This window comes from Variovorax sp. TLI9-5A, from assembly GCF_056867935.1.
The window spans coordinates 3,968,866-3,986,679 of sequence record NZ_CP200310.1; the positions used below are offsets into that span (position 1 = coordinate 3,968,866).

At 66.3% G+C, this 17,814-nt stretch carries 18 protein-coding genes; 15 read left to right on the forward strand and 3 right to left on the reverse strand.

What is annotated here, in order from left to right; all coding sequences use genetic code 11:
- Positions 1-15 precede the first annotated feature (15 nt).
- A complete protein-coding gene (locus AC1VNX_RS18705) occupies positions 16-921 on the forward strand; it encodes a LysR substrate-binding domain-containing protein (protein WP_483158266.1) in 906 nt (301 codons plus the stop codon).
- Here AC1VNX_RS18705 and AC1VNX_RS18710 read toward each other — a convergent pair.
- Positions 918-1,946 (reverse strand): aldo/keto reductase, encoded by a 1,029-nt coding sequence (locus AC1VNX_RS18710; protein WP_483158268.1) that lies wholly within the window; start codon positions 1,944-1,946, stop codon positions 918-920. The genes AC1VNX_RS18705 and AC1VNX_RS18710 overlap by 4 nt on opposite strands.
- A gap of 270 nt (positions 1,947-2,216) precedes the next feature.
- On the opposite strand from AC1VNX_RS18710, the gene AC1VNX_RS18715 reads away from it, so the two are divergent.
- From AC1VNX_RS18715 to AC1VNX_RS18725, 3 genes are all read left to right on the forward strand, one after another.
- Positions 2,217-2,882, forward strand: a complete 666-nt coding sequence (locus AC1VNX_RS18715) for a peptidoglycan recognition protein family protein (protein ID WP_483158270.1) — start codon at positions 2,217-2,219, stop codon at positions 2,880-2,882.
- Positions 2,879-3,430 carry a hypothetical protein gene (locus AC1VNX_RS18720; RefSeq protein ID WP_483158272.1) on the forward strand — a complete coding sequence of 184 codons (552 nt, stop codon included), beginning with the start codon at positions 2,879-2,881 and terminating at the stop codon, positions 3,428-3,430. The genes AC1VNX_RS18715 and AC1VNX_RS18720 overlap by 4 nt, the downstream gene beginning before the upstream one ends.
- Positions 3,431-3,518: 88 nt before the next feature.
- A complete protein-coding gene (locus AC1VNX_RS18725) occupies positions 3,519-3,971 on the forward strand; it encodes a GNAT family N-acetyltransferase (RefSeq protein WP_483158274.1) in 453 nt (150 codons plus the stop codon).
- A gap of 93 nt (positions 3,972-4,064) precedes the next feature.
- On the opposite strand, the gene AC1VNX_RS18730 is transcribed toward AC1VNX_RS18725, so the two are convergent.
- A complete protein-coding gene (locus tag AC1VNX_RS18730; RefSeq protein ID WP_483158276.1) occupies positions 4,065-4,364 on the reverse strand; it encodes a hypothetical protein in 300 nt (99 codons plus the stop codon).
- Between the two features lie 113 nt (positions 4,365-4,477).
- Positions 4,478-5,002, reverse strand: a complete 525-nt coding sequence (locus tag AC1VNX_RS18735) for a demethoxyubiquinone hydroxylase family protein (RefSeq protein ID WP_483158278.1) — start codon at positions 5,000-5,002, stop codon at positions 4,478-4,480.
- 282 nt (positions 5,003-5,284) lie between these two features.
- Here AC1VNX_RS18735 and AC1VNX_RS18740 point away from each other — a divergent pair, with 282 nt between their 5' ends.
- From AC1VNX_RS18740 to AC1VNX_RS18790, 11 genes are all read left to right on the forward strand, one after another.
- The gene (locus tag AC1VNX_RS18740; protein ID WP_483158280.1) at positions 5,285-6,262 is read left to right on the forward strand and encodes a MurR/RpiR family transcriptional regulator; all 978 of its coding nucleotides are present in this window, start codon (positions 5,285-5,287) and stop codon (positions 6,260-6,262) included.
- Positions 6,259-7,224 carry an isoaspartyl peptidase/L-asparaginase family protein gene (locus AC1VNX_RS18745; protein WP_483158282.1) on the forward strand — a complete coding sequence of 322 codons (966 nt, stop codon included), beginning with the start codon at positions 6,259-6,261 and terminating at the stop codon, positions 7,222-7,224. Before AC1VNX_RS18740 ends, AC1VNX_RS18745 begins: the two co-directional genes overlap by 4 nt.
- Positions 7,225-7,267: 43 nt before the next feature.
- Complete coding sequence (locus tag AC1VNX_RS18750; RefSeq protein ID WP_483158284.1) at positions 7,268-9,145, forward strand: dipeptide ABC transporter ATP-binding protein; 1,878 nt, start codon at positions 7,268-7,270, stop codon at positions 9,143-9,145.
- A 68-nt stretch (positions 9,146-9,213) separates the two neighbouring features.
- Positions 9,214-10,770, forward strand: a complete 1,557-nt coding sequence (gsiB, locus tag AC1VNX_RS18755; RefSeq protein ID WP_483158286.1) for a glutathione ABC transporter substrate-binding protein GsiB — start codon at positions 9,214-9,216, stop codon at positions 10,768-10,770.
- Between the two features lie 124 nt (positions 10,771-10,894).
- Entirely contained in the window at positions 10,895-11,815 is a 921-nt protein-coding gene (gsiC, locus tag AC1VNX_RS18760; RefSeq protein ID WP_432731598.1) for a glutathione ABC transporter permease GsiC, read from the forward strand.
- A 10-nt stretch (positions 11,816-11,825) separates the two neighbouring features.
- Positions 11,826-12,752, forward strand: a complete 927-nt coding sequence (gene gsiD, locus AC1VNX_RS18765; protein ID WP_483158288.1) for a glutathione ABC transporter permease GsiD — start codon at positions 11,826-11,828, stop codon at positions 12,750-12,752.
- Positions 12,753-12,768: 16 nt separating this feature from the next.
- A complete protein-coding gene (locus AC1VNX_RS18770) occupies positions 12,769-13,851 on the forward strand; it encodes a P1 family peptidase (protein ID WP_483158290.1) in 1,083 nt (360 codons plus the stop codon).
- 18 nt (positions 13,852-13,869) lie between these two features.
- Positions 13,870-14,691, forward strand: a complete 822-nt coding sequence (locus AC1VNX_RS18775; RefSeq protein ID WP_483158291.1) for a M55 family metallopeptidase — start codon at positions 13,870-13,872, stop codon at positions 14,689-14,691.
- Between the two features lie 304 nt (positions 14,692-14,995).
- Positions 14,996-16,774, forward strand: a complete 1,779-nt coding sequence (locus AC1VNX_RS18780; RefSeq protein WP_483158293.1) for a nitrite/sulfite reductase — start codon at positions 14,996-14,998, stop codon at positions 16,772-16,774.
- Entirely contained in the window at positions 16,771-17,166 is a 396-nt protein-coding gene (locus AC1VNX_RS18785; RefSeq protein WP_483158295.1) for a DUF934 domain-containing protein, read from the forward strand. The genes AC1VNX_RS18780 and AC1VNX_RS18785 overlap by 4 nt, the downstream gene beginning before the upstream one ends.
- Before the next feature lie 26 nt (positions 17,167-17,192).
- Entirely contained in the window at positions 17,193-17,813 is a 621-nt protein-coding gene (locus AC1VNX_RS18790) for a phosphoadenosine phosphosulfate reductase domain-containing protein (RefSeq protein WP_483158297.1), read from the forward strand.
- Position 17,814 lies beyond the last annotated feature (1 nt).

Below are 17,814 nucleotides of genomic sequence, written 5' to 3' on the forward strand. Positions count from 1 at the left end.
CGCAGAATAGCGCCGATGAGAAAAGACATTCCCAACCTCGGCGCGCTGCAGGCCTTCGAGGCCTCGGCGCGGCTGGGCAGCTTCACCCGCGCGGCGAGCGAACTGGCGCTCACGCAAAGCGCCGTCGGCCGGCAGGTGGCCATGCTGGAGCAGCGCCTGGGCGTGCCGCTGTTCTCGCGCGTGCGGCGCCGCCTCACGCTCACCGACACGGGACGCGAATACGCGGCGCGCATCCGCCGCCACCTCGACCAGATCCGCCGCGACACGCTGGAAATCAGCGCCGGCCACGAGATGGGCTTCGTGCTGGAGCTCGCGGTGGTGCCCACCTTCGCCACGCAATGGCTCATACCGCGGCTGCCGGAGTTCAGCCGGCTGCATCCGAACATCACGGTGAACCTGTCGGCGCGCTCGCAGCCCTTCTCCTTCCAGGAGAACGCCTACGACGCGGCCATCTACTTCGGCGACCAGTTCTGGCCGAACACGCGCGGCGGGCTGATTTTTTCCGAGGGCGAGATGGTGCCCATCTGCAGCCCCGCCTTCCGCGACGCGCACGGGCCATGGGACGAAGCCGGCTTCGAACGCTGCCGCCACGTGCACCTGAGCACCCGCGCCCATGCGTGGCGCGACTGGTACGCGCAGCAGGGCTGGGAGTACACGGTGCATGCCTCGCGCGGGCCGCGCTACGAGCTCTTCACCATGGTGGTGGCGGCAACTGCCGCCGGCATGGGCGTAGGCCTGGCGCCGCGCATCCTGATCGAGCACGAGCTGCGCACGGGCGAACTCGTGATTCCTGTAGACCGGCACCTCGACGTGCCCCAGGGCTACTACTTCGCGTATCCCGAAGGCCGGCCGGCCTCCGGGGCGCTGGAAGACTTCAAGCGCTGGGTGCTGGGGCTGACACCCGGCCAGAAAAGACGCTAGACCGGGTTCGGGTTGCGCTCGAGGAAGCCCTGCTGGTGCCAGTAGGGATAGGCCCGCGTCGTCGCGCTGGCCGCATCGAGCTCGGCGACCTGCCCGGGCGTGAGGTTCCAGCCCACCGCGCCGAGGTTCTGCCTCAGCTGCGCCTCGTCGCGCGCACCGACCACCACGCTGGACACCGTCGGGCGTTGCAGCAGCCAGTTGAGCGCCACCTGCGGCACCGTCTTGCCGACTTCGGCGCCGATCTTTTCCAGCGCATCGACCACGCGGTACAGCAGCTCGTCAGGCACGGGAGGGCCCATGTCGGCAGTCACGTGCAGCCGGCTGTTGGCGGGCAGCGGCTGGCCGCGGCGGATCTTGCCCGTGAGCCGGCCCCAGCCCAGCGGGCTCCACACCACGGCACCTATGCCCTGGTCGATGCCCAGTGGCATCAGCTCCCACTCGTAGTCGCGGCCGACCAGCGAATAGTAGGTCTGGTTCGCGACGTAGCGCGCGAGGCCGTGGCGCTCCGACACGGCCAGCGACTTCATCAGGTGCCAGCCCGAGAAGTTCGACACGCCGATATAGCGCAGCTTGCCCGCGCGCACCAGGTCGTCGAGCGTGGAGAGCGTTTCTTCCATCGGCGTGCTCGCGTCGAAGCCGTGCAGCTGGAACAGGTCGATGTAGTCGGTGCCAAGGCGCTTGAGCGAACCATCGACGGCCTGCACGAGATGATGGCGTGACGAGCCCACATCGTTCGGGCCCTCGCCGCTGCGGAAAGTGGCCTTGGTGGAAATCAAAAGACTGTCGCGCGGCCGCCCCTTGATCGCCTCGCCGAGCACAGACTCGGCCGCGCCGGACGAATAGATGTCGGCGCTGTCGAACATGTTCACGCCGGCCTCGAGACAGATGTCGATGAGCTTGCGCGCCTCGGCCACGTCGGTGCTGCCCCATGCGCTGAAGAACTCGCCCTTGCCCCCGAAGGTGCCGGTGCCAAAACTCAACACGGGAACCTTGAGGCCGGATTTGCCCAGATGACGGTATTCCAAAGTGATGCTCCTTGGTGCTTGAGGAATTCGGGATGAAGAAGGTCCGGCAGGCCAGTCGGCCTGCCGCGCGGCCATTGTTGGATGGCGCGCTCAACCTTGCGCCCGGATGGGGTTTGCGCAACGGGCCACAAATGGTTGACGAAGTCATCACCCAGTTCACTTTTTAAGCCTTTAGCATGCGCCGCGAGGTCGCGGGCTCGCGCTCATCCGTTGCGCGAGAACCGGCTTCTGCACAGCCGATAAACAACGAATCTTCAGGGAGGAAAACCCATGCTTGTCGAAATCGACAAACACGGAATGATCAGTCACGCGCGCGTGCGGCATGCGCGCAGTCCGCAGATCGAACGAGGGAAACGTACCGCCGCCATCACCGGCATCGTCGTGCACCAGACCGACGCCGATACGCTGGAGTCATCGCTGAACAGCTACAGGAACCCCAAGGCCAATGGAGCGCACTTTCTCATCGACAAGGATGGGACGATCTATCAGACGGCTGCGATTTATCAGAGGACGAATCATGTGGGGCCGTTGAAGGCGAGGTGTCTGATAACAGGCAAATGCACCCCGCGGGACTTTCCGGCAAAGGCTGGAGCCACAGCGATTCATCGCATTGAAATGCGCAAGGCGCCGCATGAGCGCTATCCAGGCAACATGGAAGCCATCGGAATCGAGATGGTTGGCAGAGCCAGGTTGCCGCCGGGCTTCAAGGATCCGGATGTCCGAGCCAACCGCCCTCTCGAAAAGCTGCGCGCAGAATTCGGCATCTTTCCCACACCGTCCGCAGCACAGAATCAATCGCTCGCGTGGCTTGTCAGCGTGCTTGAGAGTTCCATGCAGATTGCGCCGGGCGAAGTCTTTCCACATTCCGACGTCAGTTGGAAGAATCCGACAGAGGCACAGGGTGCGAACTGGAATCTGAAGGTACCAACACCATGAGCAACGCCAGCATTCTTGGCATCGCAGCCCTTGTTGCGGCCGCAACGGCATTTCCTGCTCGCGCGGCCGACAAGCGATATCCGCTCGCCGACGTGGTGAAGATAGAAATCACCGAGCCTTCAATACGGTCCGCATGGGAAAACAAGAACTTTCTTGACTGCGACGACGTTGTCCTGACCGAGGAAGATGTTCGCCATGCACTCCGGTATATGCGCAAGGTCTCGGAGAAATCCTATTTCGACGAGTACGCGGAACGAACCGGATGCCTTGGCGGTGCGCGCGTCACGTTCAAGAACGGCAAAGCTATTGCGATCGGCATCGAGCCGACGGGACGCATCAATACCTTCGAACTCAACGCCAAGCTCAAACCCACGCCCGGCCCGGAAACCTACTATGAATGCGATCCTTGCAGGGCTCGCAAGATGGAGCTCCTGAAGGACGCGCTGAATCGGGCAGACGAACGGCGACTCAAGAAACTTGAAGCGGAAGGAAAAATTCCGCCGGGTGAAGCGGAACGTCGCCTGAAGACATTGAGGGCGAGCCGCTGACCCTTGTTCTCCACCCAACCCGCTTCTGCGGGTTTTCTTTCGCCCCACTCTCCCAATCAACCGCCCGTCGGCTGGCTACCATCACCCGATGCGAATCTCCCTCGAAAGCCCCGCCCAACCCGACGTCATCCGGCTCATCGACGACCTCGACGCCTACCAGAAGCCGCTCTACCCGCCCGAGTGCCACTACGGCATCGACATTGCGGCCCTGTCGGCGCCGAACGTGCTGTTCGCAGTCGCTCGCGATGGCGAAGGCACGGCCGTCGGCTGCGGAGCCATCGTGATGGAACCCGACTTCGGTGAACTCAAGCGCATGTACGTGCGGCCGGAGAACCGGGGGCAAGGCGTCGCGGCGAAGGTGCTCGGCTTTCTCGAGGGCGAGGCGGCGGCGCGTGGCTGCGCGGTCTTCAGGCTGGAGACGGGAATCAGCCAGCCGGAGGCGCTGTCGTTCTATGCGCGCTCGGGCTATGAGCGGCGAGGGCCGTTCGGGGGCTATCCGGATGATCCGTTCAGTGTGTTCATGCAGAAGGATGCGGCTTAGCCTGGAACGCCCGAGCCGGCACGTTCGCCGGCTTGCTCGCCCGGTCAAGCATCGCTGGATCGATGCTTGAGGCCGGGGAGTTGCGAAGGCTCGTCAGCTACCAATGACCATCAACGCAGCACGCATCGCATGGGCGGTCTCGTCGACGACCTCGACGCGACGCCCCATTTCTTCATTGACCAGACGCAGAAGCGCGCTCAGCTCACTGCGGGTCGAATTGATCTGCTCCGTATCGCCTAGCTCGAGCGGCGCGATGAGCTTTTCGAGGCAAGCGTAAGCACGTAGCACCTCGCGCAGGCTGTCGGCGTCGTCGCAAGCTTGAAGAGCAAAGGCTTCGGCAGTGCCGAAGTCGATCGATATGGATGGCGTGGGCGAACAGGTAGAAGCAGCCATGAATGGCCTCCGTTGAATACGCAGAGGTGCTTCGGGACGCCAATCCCAAGCGCGTCGGACTTCGACGCGCGGGCGCAGTGTATCGCCATGAGGCTGAGCTGATCTCTTCCAGTTCACAGCCGCATCCCAAGCCAGATCACTGTCTCCGTCGAAGCCGCGACCACAGGACTCAGCACCTTTGTCCAGACGTGCTCCGCACGCACATGCGCCGCCGACTGGTCATGGTGCAACTGCTCTTCCTCGACGATCTGCGAGATCACATGAACCGCCGCCTCATCCTTGCCTGACAGCTCCCGCAACTGCGCCTTCAGATGCACCAGCACCACGCGCTCGACAGCCACAGTGGTCGCTGAAATGGCATGCCGGCCCAACAGTCCGGTGAGCAGGCCCAACAGCCACCCGCCGACGCCGCACAGCCAGTAGCTGCGGCAACGACGCAATCCCCGGCGCTGCAGCTCCGCCCAGAACAGCGCCCTGTGCCCCTCTTCGTGTGACTTGAACTCCCGCAACTCCGGCACCAGCGATGGCGCCGTCCATCTCGCCATGAGGATCTGCGCCCTGTAAATGTTGACCGCACCTTGCTCTCCGGCATGGTCGACCTTGAGGATCCGCCCGCCAAGCGCAGACCTTCGATCCATTTGCTTTCCCTCGCTGATCACAGCCCCCTTGTGAGCCGTGATTCTTGCCGGGTGGTCCACCGCTGCGGCCATATCAGGGGAAATCCCTAGAAGCCGCCTCGCGAGCCGCCTGCGCGTGGCCTCCACGAGGGAGGCAGCACATCTCTGGCCTCCTCAAAGTCCCTTCCTTCCTGGCCCGTTACTTGCAGATGTGATCAAAAATGACAGAAAATTTTCTTATCTGACTTATATTTGTAAACTGGTTTTCAAAAAACGCACACTTTCGGGCGCATCGCACCCTCTATGAGCACCACTTTCGACCCCCCAGGCACCACCGTGGCACAGCGCATCGCGCAGGCTTTGCCGCGGCTGTCGCGCTCGCACCGGCAGGTGGCCGACTACGTGCTGGAGCATCCGCTGCAGGTCGCCACGCTGCCCATCGACGAGCTCGCTGCGGTGGTGGGTGTGTCGGTGGCCACGGCCAACCGCTTTGCGCGGGCGCTGGATTTCGACGGCTACGCCACCTTCCGCGCCGAGCTCGTGCGCGGCTTCGAGCCGCTGGTGGCACCGGTGGAGCGCCTGCGGGGCAATCTGGAGCGACCGACCACGGTGGCCGAGGTGTTCGCCACCGCGCTCGACGAGAGCCGCCGCAACATCGACGCGACGCGCCAGACGCTGGACTACGCCGCCTGCGAAGCCGCAGTGGAGCGCATCGGCAAGGCGCGCTCGGTCTACATCGGCGGCTTCGGCGCTAGCGCATGGCTCGCGGGCCTGTTGCAGCACGGGCTGGACGGCAGCTGCAGCGACGTGCGCATGCTCTCCAGCGTCAGCGGTGTCACGCATGCGGCGCGCACGCTGATGCACGCAGGGCCGCAGGACGTGTTCATCGGCCTGACCTTTCCGCGCTACCTGACGGACACCATTTCGCTCGCGCAGATCGCGCGCGGTCAGGGCTGCGCCGTGATCGCCCTCACCGACCGCCCCAGCTCGCCGCTGGCGCCGCTGGCCGACGTGGCGCTGTTCTGCCAGACCGAAACCAGCTACCGCCCGAACTGCGAGACCAGCGTGCTCGCGCTGATCGAGGCGCTGACCAGCGCGGTGTCGCTGCGCGCGCCCGACCCGGTGCAGTCGGCCGGCCGCATCCTGCATGCGGTGCGACCGTGGCTGCATGGCGCCAACGGCCTGCAGCGCATCAGCGGAACCGCCGCCGCAGCCCCCCAGACACCCGATGCCCCCGCCCCCAGCGGCGCGGGCAGCAAGAAGAAGAAAGCTTCCCGATGATCCAGACCCACGTGCCCGTGATCGCCATCCATGGCGGCGCCGGCACCATCAGCGCCGCGACGACGAGCGCGGAACAGGCGCAGGCCTATCACGATGCACTGAAGAACATCGTGGCCGCCGCGCAGGCGATGCTGCTCAAGGGCGCATCCGCGCTCGACGCCACCTGCCTCGCGGTGGAGATGCTCGAGGAATGCCCGCTCTTCAACGCCGGCCACGGCGCGGTGTTCACGCATGACGAAACCCATGAGCTCGACGCCGCCGTGATGGACGGCGCCACGCTCGCCGCCGGAGCGATCGCGGGCGTGTGCCACATCCGCCGCCCGGTGCGCGCCGCGCGCGCCGTGCTCGAAGACGGCGCCCATGTGCTGCTGGCCGGCGCGGGCGCCGAGACTTTCGCACGCGAACGTGGGCTGGAAATGGTCGAGCCTTCGTTCTTCTCCACCGAGGCGCGGCGCCAGCAGCTCTACCGCGTGCGCGGCACGGGCCGCGTGGTGACGGACCATGAAGGCGCCTCGATGACCGCAGCTTCGCCGCTCGACGAGGACAAGAAGTTCGGCACCGTCGGCGCGGTCGCGCTCGACATGCACGGTCACCTGGCCGCCGCCACCTCCACCGGCGGCATGACCAACAAGCGCGTCGGCCGCATCGGCGATTCGCCGCTCATCGGCGCCGGCACCTACGCCGACGACCGCACGGCCGCCGTGTCGTGCACCGGCAGCGGCGAGATGTTCATCCGCGTGGCCGCCGCCTACGACGTGTGCGCGCGCATGGCCTACGGCGGCGCGACGCTCGAAGCCGCCACGTACGCCGTGGTGCAGCAGTCGCTGCCGGCCATCGGCGGCTCCGGCGGCCTGATCGCCGTGGACCGCCACGGCAACCTGAGCCTGGCCTTCAACAGCGAAGGCATGTACCGCGGCCACGCGCGCGGCAACGAAACGCCAAACACGGCCATCTTCGCCTGACGCCGTACGCGCGCTCGTAGCCCTCTCTTTTCCTCGCACTCCCATGTCCACCCCTGCCCTCGCCCTGCCGGACGGCCGCGTTCTCGCCGTCGACGACCTCACCGTTCGCTTCTCGACTTCCGAGCGCACGGTCGATGCCGTGAAGAAGCTGTCATTCCACGTCGACCATGGCGAAACGCTCGCGGTGGTGGGCGAATCGGGTTCGGGCAAGTCGGTGACCTCGCTGGCGCTGATGCGCCTCGTGGAGCACGGCGGCGGCCGCATCCTGAACGGCAGCATGATGTTCCGCCGCCGCAACGGCGAGGTGCTCGACCTGGCCCAGGCGCGCGACACCGCCATGCGCAACATCCGCGGCGCGGACATCGCGATGATCTTCCAGGAGCCGATGACGTCGCTGAACCCGGTGTTCACCGCCGGCGACCAGATCGCCGAGGCGATCCGCATCCACCAGGGCAAGAGCGACGCGGCAGCGCGCGCAGAGGCGCTGCGCATGCTGGAGCTGGTGCGCATTCCCGAGGCGCGCAACGTGCTCGACCGCTTCCCGCACCAGCTCTCGGGCGGCATGCGCCAGCGCGTGATGATCGCAATGGCCCTGTCGTGCAAGCCGCAGCTGCTGATTGCCGACGAGCCCACCACCGCGCTGGACGTGACGATCCAGGCGCAGATCCTCCAGCTCATCCGCGAGCTGCAGAAGGAGATGCACATGGGCGTGCTCTTCATCACGCACGACATGGGCGTGGTGGCCGAGATCGCCGACCGCGTGCTGGTGATGTACCGCGGCGACAAGGTGGAAGAAGGCGTCTCCGACAACGTGTTCGCGGCGCCGCAGCACCCCTACACCCGCGCGCTGCTGTCGGCCGTGCCCAAGCTGGGCGCGATGCAGGGCACCGACCTGCCGGCCAAGTTCGAACTGCTGCGCACCGAGGCCAGCGCCGACACCGTGGCGTCCGACCGGGCCACCCCGCAGGACACGGTGCGCGCCGACGGCGGCCCGATCCTGCGCGTGCGCGACCTCGTCACGCGCTTCGACGTGCGCAGCGGCCTCTTCGGCCGCGTCAAGCGCCGCGTGCACGCGGTGGAGAAGATCAGCTTCGACCTGTACCCCGGCGAAACGCTGGCGCTGGTCGGCGAATCGGGCTGCGGCAAGTCGACCACCGGCCGCTCGCTGCTGCGCCTGGTCGAGAGCCAGAGCGGCGCCATCGAGTTCGGCGGCCAGAACATCCGCGAGCTGCCCACGCGCGAGCTGCAGGCGCTGCGCCGCAACATCCAGTTCATCTTCCAGGACCCTTTCGCCTCGCTCGATCCGCGCGTGACGGTGGGTTTCTCGATCATGGAGCCGCTGCTCATCCACAACATCGCCAAGGGCGCAGAGGCACAGCAGCGCGTCGACTGGCTGCTGCAGAAGGTGGGCCTGCCGCCGGAGGCGGCGCAGCGCTATCCGCACGAGTTCTCCGGCGGCCAGCGGCAACGCATCGCCATCGCGCGGGCGCTGGCGCTCAACCCCAAGGTGGTGGTGGCCGACGAATCGGTGTCGGCGCTGGACGTGTCGATTCAGGCGCAGATCGTCAACCTGATGCTCGACCTGCAGCGCGAGCTGGGCGTGGCTTTTCTCTTCATCTCGCACGACATGGCGGTGGTGGAGCGCATCAGCCACCGTGTGGCCGTGATGTACCTGGGCCAGATCGTCGAGATCGGCCCGCGCCGCGCGGTGTTCGAGGCGCCGCAGCATCCCTACACCCGCAAGCTGATGGCCGCGGTGCCGGTGGCCGACCCGTCGCGCCGCCACAAGCCGCGCGCGCTGCTCGAAGGCGAAATTCCCAGCCCGATCCGCGCCGTGGGCGACGAACCCGTGGTGCCGCCGCTGGTGCAGGTCGCGCCGGGGCACTTCGTCGCTCAGCACGCCATCGGCGGCGCGTTCTGAACGGTCAATCAATTTTTTCAACCCGCAGGCCCTCCTGCTTTTTTCCACGAACCGACTGGAGTTCTTCCATGACGCAACAAGCTTCCTCCTCCCTGCGATGGGCATCCGCACTGCTGGGCCTGGCCGCGCTGGCCGCCTCGGGCACGGCACTGGCCGCGAAAGACGTGGTGCTGTCGATCGGCTACCAGCCGGAAACGCTGGACCCGTACAACACCAACACCACCATCACCACGGCCGTGACCAAGACCTTCTATGAAGGCCTGTTCCAGTTCGACAAGGACCTGAAGGTGCAGAACGTGCTCGCCGAGAGCTACGAAGTGTCGAAGGACGGACTGGTCTACACGATCAAGCTGCGCACCGGCGTGAAGTTCCATGACGGCACCGACTTCAACGCCGACGCGGTGAAGTTCACGCTCGACCGCGTGCTGAACCAGGACAACAAGCTGCTGCGCTACAACCAGTTCAACCGCGTGAGCAAGGTCGACGTGGTCAACCCCAGCACCGTGCGCATCACTCTGAAGGAGCCCTTCGGCCCCTTCATCAACTCGCTGGCCCACGCATCGGCCGCCATGATCTCGCCCACCGCGCTGAAGAAGTGGGGCAACAAGGACATCGCCTTCCACCCCGTGGGCACAGGCCCCTTCGAATTCGTCGAGTGGAAGCAGACCGAAGCCGTCAAGGCCAAGAAGTTCGACGGCTACTGGAAGAAGGGCTACCCGAAGATCGACAACGTCTCGTGGAAGCCGGTGCTCGAGAACAACACCCGCGCCGCGATGCTGCAGACCGGCGAGGCCGACTTCGCATTCCCCATTCCCTATGAGCAGGCCGACCTGCTGAAGAAGAGCGAGAAGCTCGAAGTGGTCGCCACGCCCTCGATCATCACGCGCTTCCTGGCATTCAACATGCTGCAGAAGCCCTACGACAACCCGAAGGTGCGCGAAGCCATCGGCTACGCCATCAACAAGGAAGCACTGGCCAAGGTCGCCTTCGGCGGCTATGCCTTCCCGGCGCAGGGCGTGCTGCCCCAGGGCGTGAAGTACGCCGAGAAGATGGCTCCCATTCCCTACGACCTGAAGAAGGCCAAGGAGCTGATGAAGGAAGCCGGCTACCCCGACGGCTTCGAGTCGGTGCTGTGGAGCGCCTACAACAACACGACCTCGCAGAAGACGATCCAGTTCGTTCAGCAACAGCTCGCGCAGATCGGCATCAAGCTGCAGGTGCAGGCGCTCGAAGTGGGCCAGCGCACCGAGCAGGTGGATGCATGGCCCGACCCGAAGACGGCCAAGGTCCGCATGTACTACACCGGCTGGTCGTCGTCGACCGGCGAGGCCGACTGGGGCCTGCGCCCGCTGTTCGCCTCGGAAGCCTGGGCTCCGAAGCTGAACAACATGTCGTTCTACAAGAGCGAGGTGGTCGACAGCTCGTTGGCCAAGGCGCTGGTGACCACGGACGAGAAGGAACGCGCCGCGCTGTACAAGACCGCGCAGGAAGAGATCCGCAAGGACCTGCCGCGCGTGCCGATGATCACCGAGCAGAACCTGTCGGCGCACGCCAAGCGTCTCTCGGGCGTGTTCGTGATGCCTGACGGCAACATCAACATCGACGCCATCGCCGTGTCGAACTAAGCCCTCCCCCAGGCTACGCGCACTTCGTGTCGCTACGCCAACCCCCTCGCCGGGGGCAACACCAGCGGCCCGGCAAAGCCGGTTCCGCGGTGTTCCCCGGATGAGGGTTGACTGTTTGTATGCCATGCTGAATTACTTCCTCAAACGACTGTTGGGCCTGATCCCCACGCTGCTCATCGTGGCGGTGCTGGTGTTCCTGTTCGTCCACATGCTGCCCGGCGACCCGGCGCGACTTGCCGCCGGCCAGGACGCCGACGAGCAGACCGTGGCCATGGTCCGCGCGGAGCTCGGGCTGGACAAGCCGCTGCCGCAGCAGTTCGTGAACTTCTTCACCCACATGCTGCAGGGCGACTTCGGCACCTCCATCCGCACGCGGCGGCCGGTGGCAACCGAGATCGGCGAGCGCTTCTTCCCGACGGTGATGCTGACCATCACCAGCATGGTGTGGGCGGTGATCTTCGGCATGGGCATCGGCATCGTCTCGGCCGTGTACCGCAACAAATGGCCGGACCGGCTGGGCATGACGCTTGCCGTGTCGGGCATCTCCTTTCCCGCATTTGCACTCGGCATGCTGCTGATGCAGATCTTCTCGGTCCAGCTCGGATGGCTGCCCACGGTGGGCGCCAGCAGCTGGAAGCACTACATCCTGCCCTCGATCACCCTGGGCGCGGCCGTGGCGGCCGTGATGGCGCGCTTCACGCGGGCCTCCTTCGTCGAGGTGATCCAGGAAGACTTCGTGCGCACCGCGCGCGCCAAGGGCGTGCGCGAGCGCGCCGTGATCATCAAGCACTGCCTGCGCAACGCGCTCATTCCGGTCGTGACGATGATGGGCCTGCAGTTCGGCTTCCTGCTGGGCGGCTCCATTCTTGTGGAGGCGGTGTTCAACTGGCCCGGCCTCGGCCGCCTGCTGGTCGACGCGGTGCAGATGCGCGACTACCCCGTGATCCAGACGCTGGTGCTGCTGTTCTCGCTCGAATTCATCCTGATCAACCTGGTGGTGGATGTGCTCTATGGCTACATCAACCCGACCATCCGCTACAAGTGAGCAAGCAGCCATGACGCAACAAGCTTCCGGCGTGCCTGCCGAAACCATTCCATCTCCTGCAGTGACTGCCGTGCAGACCGCCGGCAAGGTCCGCACCCCCTGGGGCGAATGCTGGCGCCGCTTCAAGAAGCAGCCCGTGGGCATCGTCGCGGCGCTCTTCGTGCTGCTGCTGGTGTTCGTTGCGGTGTTCGCGCCGTGGATCGTGCCCTTCGATCCGGAGAACTTCTTCGACTACGACATGCTGAACACCGGCCCCTCGGCCGCGCACTGGTTCGGCGTCGACCCGCTGGGCCGCGACATCTTCAGCCGCATCCTGGCCGGCGCGCGCATCTCGCTGATGGCGGGCTTCCTGTCGGTGGTGCTCGGCGGCATCATCGGCACGGCCTTCGGCCTGCTGGCGGGCTATTACGAAGGCTGGTGGGACCGCATCGTGATGCGCATCTCGGACGTGCTCTTCGCCTTCCCCGGCATCCTGCTGGCGCTGGGCGTGGTAGCCATCCTGGGCAGCAGCATGACCAACGTGGTGGTGGCGGTGTCGGTGTTCAGCGTGCCGGCCTTCGCGCGACTCGTGCGCGGCAACACGCTGGTGCTGAAGCAGCAGACCTACATCGAGGCCGAGCGCAGCATCGGCGCCTCGGACTGGACCATCATCATGCGGCACATCCTGCCGGGCACCATCTCGTCGATCGTGGTGTATTTCTCGATGCGCGTGGGTACCTCGATCATCACGGCCGCCAGCCTCTCGTTCCTGGGCATGGGCGCGCAGCCGCCGACGCCCGAGTGGGGCGCGATGCTCAGCGAGGCCCGCGCCGACATGGTGACCTCGCCGCACGTGGCGCTCTTCCCCAGCCTGGCCATCTTCTTCACCGTGCTCGCCTTCAACCTGCTGGGCGATGCACTGCGCGACGCGCTCGACCCGAAAATCGACCGCCAGTAAGTTTCTTCTTTCCTCAATGTCCTCCAGCAAGCAGCAGGCCTCCCTCCCCTTCATCGGCAATCTGCTCCAGGGCGAACGCAACGCCATCACCGACGTCGCGGGTGTCACCGTGGGCCACCGCACGCTGGCCGACGGCCCCGTGCAGACGGGCGTGACCGTCATCCGCCCCCATGCGGGCGACCTCTTCCGCGACAAGGTGCCCGCCGCCGTGGCGGTGCTCAACGGCTTCGGCAAGAGCGTCGGCCTGATGCAGGTCGAGGAGCTGGGTGTGCTGGAGACGCCCATCGCGCTGACCAACACCTTCTCGGTCGGCACGGTGGCAGCGGCGCAGATCCGCCGCTGCGTGGCCGACAACCCCGAATGCGGACGCACGCTGCCCACGGTCAATCCGCTGGTGTTCGAGTGCAACGACGGCTTTCTCAACGACATCCAGCGCATGGCCGTGAGCGAGGCCGACTACCTGCACGCGCTGGCCGATGCCGGCTGCGACTTCGAACAGGGCTCGGTCGGCGCGGGGCGCGGCATGTCGAGCTTCCAGCTCAAGGGCGGCATCGGCAGCGCCTCGCGGCGGGTGTCGGCGCGCGAGGGCCTGTGCCACACGGTGGGCGCGCTGGTGCTGGCGAACTACGGCCGCCAGCCGCAACTGCTGCTGGCCGGCCATGCGCTGGGCGAAAAGCTCGCCGCGCAGCAGGCCGAACGCAGCCTGCCGGCGGTGAACGAGGCCGAGAAGGGCTCGATCATCATCGTGGTGGCCACCGACGCACCGCTCGACGCGCGCCAGCTGCGCCGCCTCGCGCTGCGCGCCGGTGCCGGGCTGGCCCGCACGGGCTCGGTCTTCGGACACGGCAGCGGCGACATCGTGCTGGCCTTCTCCACCGCCTACACCGTGCCTGACAGCGTCGAGCGGCCGATGCCCGCCGTGGCGATGCTGCACGACGGCCTGCTCGATGGCCTCTTCCAGGCCGCGGCCGACAGCACCGAGCAGGCGATCATCCATGCCCTGTGGCACGCCACCGCCGTCACCGGGCGCGACGGCAACCACCGCGCAGCGCTGGCCGACGTGCTGCCGGCCTCCGCCATCTTCTCAACCCACGCCTGAACGCGAGCCGCTTCACCCATGAAAGTCCTGATCTCCACCGACATCGAAGGCGTCGCCGGCGTCTACCACTCCGAGCAGGTGCGCGCGGGCAACCCCGAGTACGAGCGCGCGCGGCTGCTGATGACGCACGAAGCCAACGCCGCCATCGCCGGCGCCTTCGACGCGGGCGCCACCGAAGTACTGGTGAACGACTCGCACGGCGGCTTCCGCAACATGCCGCCCGACCTGCTCGACGCGCGCGCCCGCGTGATCCAGGGCAAGCCGCGCTACCTGAGCATGGTGGCGGGCGTGGAAGAAGGCGGCGTGGACGCCGTCTGCATGGTCGGCTACCACTCGCGCGCGCAGGGGCGCGGCATCCTCGCGCACACCATCAACAGCTTCGCCTTCGCGGGCATCTCGCTCGGCGGCGAAGAGCTGGGCGAGGCCGGGCTCTACGGCGCACTGGCGGGCGAATACGGCGTGCCGGTGGTGATGGCCAGCGGCGACGACGTGTTCATCGCCGAGAACCGCCCGCTCTTTCCGCACGCGACCTTCGTCGAGACCAAGAAGGCCACGGGCTGCACCAGCGGCATTTCGCTGTCGCCCGAGCAGTCGCGCCGGGCGATTCGTGCGGGGGTGGAAGAAGCGCTGGCCGCGCGTTCGAACGCGAAACCGCTCGTTTTCAAGGGGCCGCAGACCGTGACGCTGCGCACCCAGTCAACCGCGCTGGCTGACCTTTTCTGCCAGTGGCCGGCCTTCGAGCGCGTCGACGGCGTCACGCTGCGCTTCACAGCCGATACGGTGGAAGCGGCGGTGCGCATGCTGAACTGCTGTTCGGCAATGTCTTCGATGCTGCGCTGAGGCGCCAGCCCCCTCTTCAGGCCTGCATGGCGAAGCGGATGGCCGCGCGGCCAGGAACCCGCTCGCCCATCCGGGCCTTGTCCGGTTCCTAGAATTCCCGAGTCCGGTAACTCTTTTCCGGCCATCTCGCCTTATCCGGAATAAGCATCAAACCGTCCCGCAACCCGCATGGATGCTGGCGAATAAGCTTATCCGCATAAAGCGCGAACCAAAAAATAGTTTGTTTCCATAAGGCCGGCTTTCAGAATCTCGGCTTCTTGCTGGGGCGCTGGACGCACCGCACTTCAAGACATACGCACGCACGATGTACCAATACACAGAATTCGATCGCCAGTTCGTCCACCAGCGGGCTGCCCAATTCCGCGACCAGCTGGAGCGCTGGCAGAAGGGCAAGCTCGCAGAAGACGAGTTCCGCCCCCTGCGCCTGCAAAACGGCTGGTATGTGCAGCGCTACGCACCGATGCTGCGCGTGGCCGTGCCCTACGGCGAACTGTCGAGCCGCCAGCTGCGCGTGCTGGCCCGCATCGCCCGCGAATACGACGAGCCCGAGGCGGAGGTCTACAAGAAGGCCATCGAGACGCAGGGCCTGCTCGGCAGCCACAAGCTGCCCACCCACTACGCGCACTTCTCGACGCGCCAGAACGTCCAGTACAACTGGATTCCGCTCGCCAAGTCGGCCGACGTGATGGACCTGCTGGCTTCGGTCGACATGCACGGCATTCAGACCAGCGGCAATTGCATCCGCAACATCACGAGCGATGAGCGCGCCGGCATCGCGGTCGACGAGATCGCCGATCCACGTCCCTTCGCGGAAATCATGCGCCAGTGGAGCACGCTGCACCCCGAGTTCGCGTTTTTGCCGCGCAAATTCAAGATCGCCATCACCGGCGCCACCGAAGACCGCGCCGCCACCGGCTGGCACGACGTGGGCCTGCACGTGGTGAAGAACGAGGCCGGCGAGATCGGCTTCCGCGTGCAGGTGGGCGGCGGCATGGGCCGCACGCCCATCGTGGGCACGGTGCTGCGCGAGTTCCTGCCGTGGCAGCAGATCATGAACTACCTCGAGGCCGTGATCCGCGTCTACAACCGCTATGGCCGCCGCGACAACATCTACAAGGCGCGCATCAAGATCCTGGTGAAGGCCGAGGGCCAGCGCTACATCGACGACGTCGAGGCCGAGTACAAGCAGATCCTCGAGCACGACGGCGGGCCGCACACCATCACGCAGGAAGAGTACGACCGTGTGGCCGCCTCCTTCGTGCCGCCGACGCTCGCCACCCGCGTGCTGCAGAGCGCCGAGAAGACCGACGCCGAGCTGCGCAACCACGCCGCCGACGACGTGCAGTTCGCCCGCTGGCTCGCGCGCAACGTGGCGCCGCACAAGAACCCCGCGTTGCGCGCCGTGACGCTGTCGTTCAAGCGCCTGAAGCAGGCGCCCGGCGACGCATCGGCCGACCAGCTCGACACGCTCGCCGAGCTGGCCGACCGCTTCTCGGCCGGCGAAGCCCGCGTGACGCACGACCAGAACGTGGTGCTGCCCTGGGTGCATGCCGAAGACCTGCACGCGCTGTGGCTCGCCGCCCGCGCCGCCGGCTTCGCCAGCGCCAACGTGCACCTGCTGACAGACATGATCGCCTGCCCCGGCGGCGACTTCTGCGCGCTGGCCAATGCGCGCTCCATTCCCATCGCCGAAGCCATCACCGAGCGCTACCAGGACCTCGACGAGCTCGACGACCTGGGCGAGATCGACCTGCACATCAGCGGCTGCATCAACTCCTGCGGCCACCACCACAGCGGCCACATCGGCATCCTCGGCGTCGACAAGGACGGCAAGGAGTGGTACCAGGTCACCCTCGGCGGCTCCGACGGCTCCGCGCTCAGCGGCACGCCGCAGGCAGGCAAGGTAGTAGGCCCCTCGTTCTCGGCGGCAGAAGTGCCCGGCGTGATCGAGGCCGTGCTCAGCACCTACCGCGACACCCGCGAAAGCGGAGAGAACTTCATCGACACGCTGCGTCGCGTGGGCCACGACCCATTCAAGGCCGCTGCCAACGGTGCGCGTTTCAAGGTGGAGGAAGCAGCATGAAAAAAACCTTGAACATTCTCTCGGCGGAAGAACACATCGACGACGGCGATCCGAAGGTGCTGCAGCTCGCCAATGACGCCGACCCCCTCGCCATCGAGGAATGCCTGGCGGACATCGAGCGCATCGACCTGAACTTTCCGAAGTTCACCGACGGCCGCGCCTACAGCCAGGCCTTCCTGCTGCGCCGCCGCCTGGGCTTCAAGGGCGACATCCGCGCGACCGGCGACGTGCTGATCGACCAGCTCGTGCAGATGGAGCGCACCGGCTTTTCCAGCGCCGTGCTCAAGGAAGGCGTGGACGCCTCCGACGCGCAGCGCCAGTTCGACCGCTTCGCCGCCTTCTATCAGGGCGACGCGGTGAAGGCCGCGCCGCACTTCGCGGCCGGCAACTGAACCGGAAACGCAGGGAAACACAGGACATGAGCATCGACATCGAACGCATCAACGCCGAACTCGGCCGCAACGCGCAGGGCCTGGTCGACTGGGCGCTCGGCCTGGGCCAGAGCGCCATCGTCACCACCAACTTCCGCCCCTTCGAGGCGGTGATCCTGCACATGGTCACGCAGGTGAAGCGCGACGTGCCGGTGGTGTGGATGGACAACGGCTACAACACCGAGGCCACCTACCGCTTCGCCGACGAGGTGACCAAGCAGTTGGGCCTGGACCTGCACATCTACCTGCCGCGCCGCTCGCGCGCCCACCGCGAGGCGGTGGACGGCCCGACGCCGGCGCTGGACGACCCGCGCCACGCCGCCTTCACCGAAGAAGTGAAGCTGGAGCCTTTCGCCCGCGCGCTGCGCGAGACGGCGCCGAAGGTCTGGTTCACCGCGCTGCGCGCCACCGACACGGCCGTGCGTGCGCAGATGGACCCGGTCAGCATCAACCCCGACGGCCTGATCAAGGTCGCGCCGCTGCTGCACTGGTCGTCCAAGGATCTGCACGAGTACTGCGTGAAACACGGCCTGCCCAACAACTTCGACTACGTGGACCCGACCAAGGGCGAAGACAACCGCGAGTGCGGATTGCATCTCGCGCACTGAG

Coding starts and splice junctions, on each gene's coding strand:
- AC1VNX_RS18770 (WP_483158290.1), top strand. CDS start 12,769: ATGTCCTCCAGCAAGCAGCAGGCCTCCCTCCCCTTCATCGGCAATCTG.
- gsiB (WP_483158286.1), top strand. CDS start 9,214: ATGACGCAACAAGCTTCCTCCTCCCTGCGATGGGCATCCGCACTGCTG.
- gsiD (WP_483158288.1), top strand. CDS start 11,826: ATGACGCAACAAGCTTCCGGCGTGCCTGCCGAAACCATTCCATCTCCT.
- AC1VNX_RS18790 (WP_483158297.1), top strand. CDS start 17,193: ATGAGCATCGACATCGAACGCATCAACGCCGAACTCGGCCGCAACGCG.
- AC1VNX_RS18750 (WP_483158284.1), top strand. CDS start 7,268: ATGTCCACCCCTGCCCTCGCCCTGCCGGACGGCCGCGTTCTCGCCGTC.
- AC1VNX_RS18785 (WP_483158295.1), top strand. CDS start 16,771: ATGAAAAAAACCTTGAACATTCTCTCGGCGGAAGAACACATCGACGAC.
- AC1VNX_RS18715 (WP_483158270.1), top strand. CDS start 2,217: ATGCTTGTCGAAATCGACAAACACGGAATGATCAGTCACGCGCGCGTG.
- AC1VNX_RS18780 (WP_483158293.1), top strand. CDS start 14,996: ATGTACCAATACACAGAATTCGATCGCCAGTTCGTCCACCAGCGGGCT.
- AC1VNX_RS18745 (WP_483158282.1), top strand. CDS start 6,259: ATGATCCAGACCCACGTGCCCGTGATCGCCATCCATGGCGGCGCCGGC.
- AC1VNX_RS18705 (WP_483158266.1), top strand. CDS start 16: ATGAGAAAAGACATTCCCAACCTCGGCGCGCTGCAGGCCTTCGAGGCC.
- AC1VNX_RS18720 (WP_483158272.1), top strand. CDS start 2,879: ATGAGCAACGCCAGCATTCTTGGCATCGCAGCCCTTGTTGCGGCCGCA.
- AC1VNX_RS18725 (WP_483158274.1), top strand. CDS start 3,519: ATGCGAATCTCCCTCGAAAGCCCCGCCCAACCCGACGTCATCCGGCTC.
- AC1VNX_RS18740 (WP_483158280.1), top strand. CDS start 5,285: ATGAGCACCACTTTCGACCCCCCAGGCACCACCGTGGCACAGCGCATC.
- AC1VNX_RS18730 (WP_483158276.1), bottom strand. CDS start 4,364: ATGGCTGCTTCTACCTGTTCGCCCACGCCATCCATATCGATCGACTTC.
- gsiC (WP_432731598.1), top strand. CDS start 10,895: ATGCTGAATTACTTCCTCAAACGACTGTTGGGCCTGATCCCCACGCTG.
- AC1VNX_RS18775 (WP_483158291.1), top strand. CDS start 13,870: ATGAAAGTCCTGATCTCCACCGACATCGAAGGCGTCGCCGGCGTCTAC.
- AC1VNX_RS18735 (WP_483158278.1), bottom strand. CDS start 5,002: ATGGATCGAAGGTCTGCGCTTGGCGGGCGGATCCTCAAGGTCGACCAT.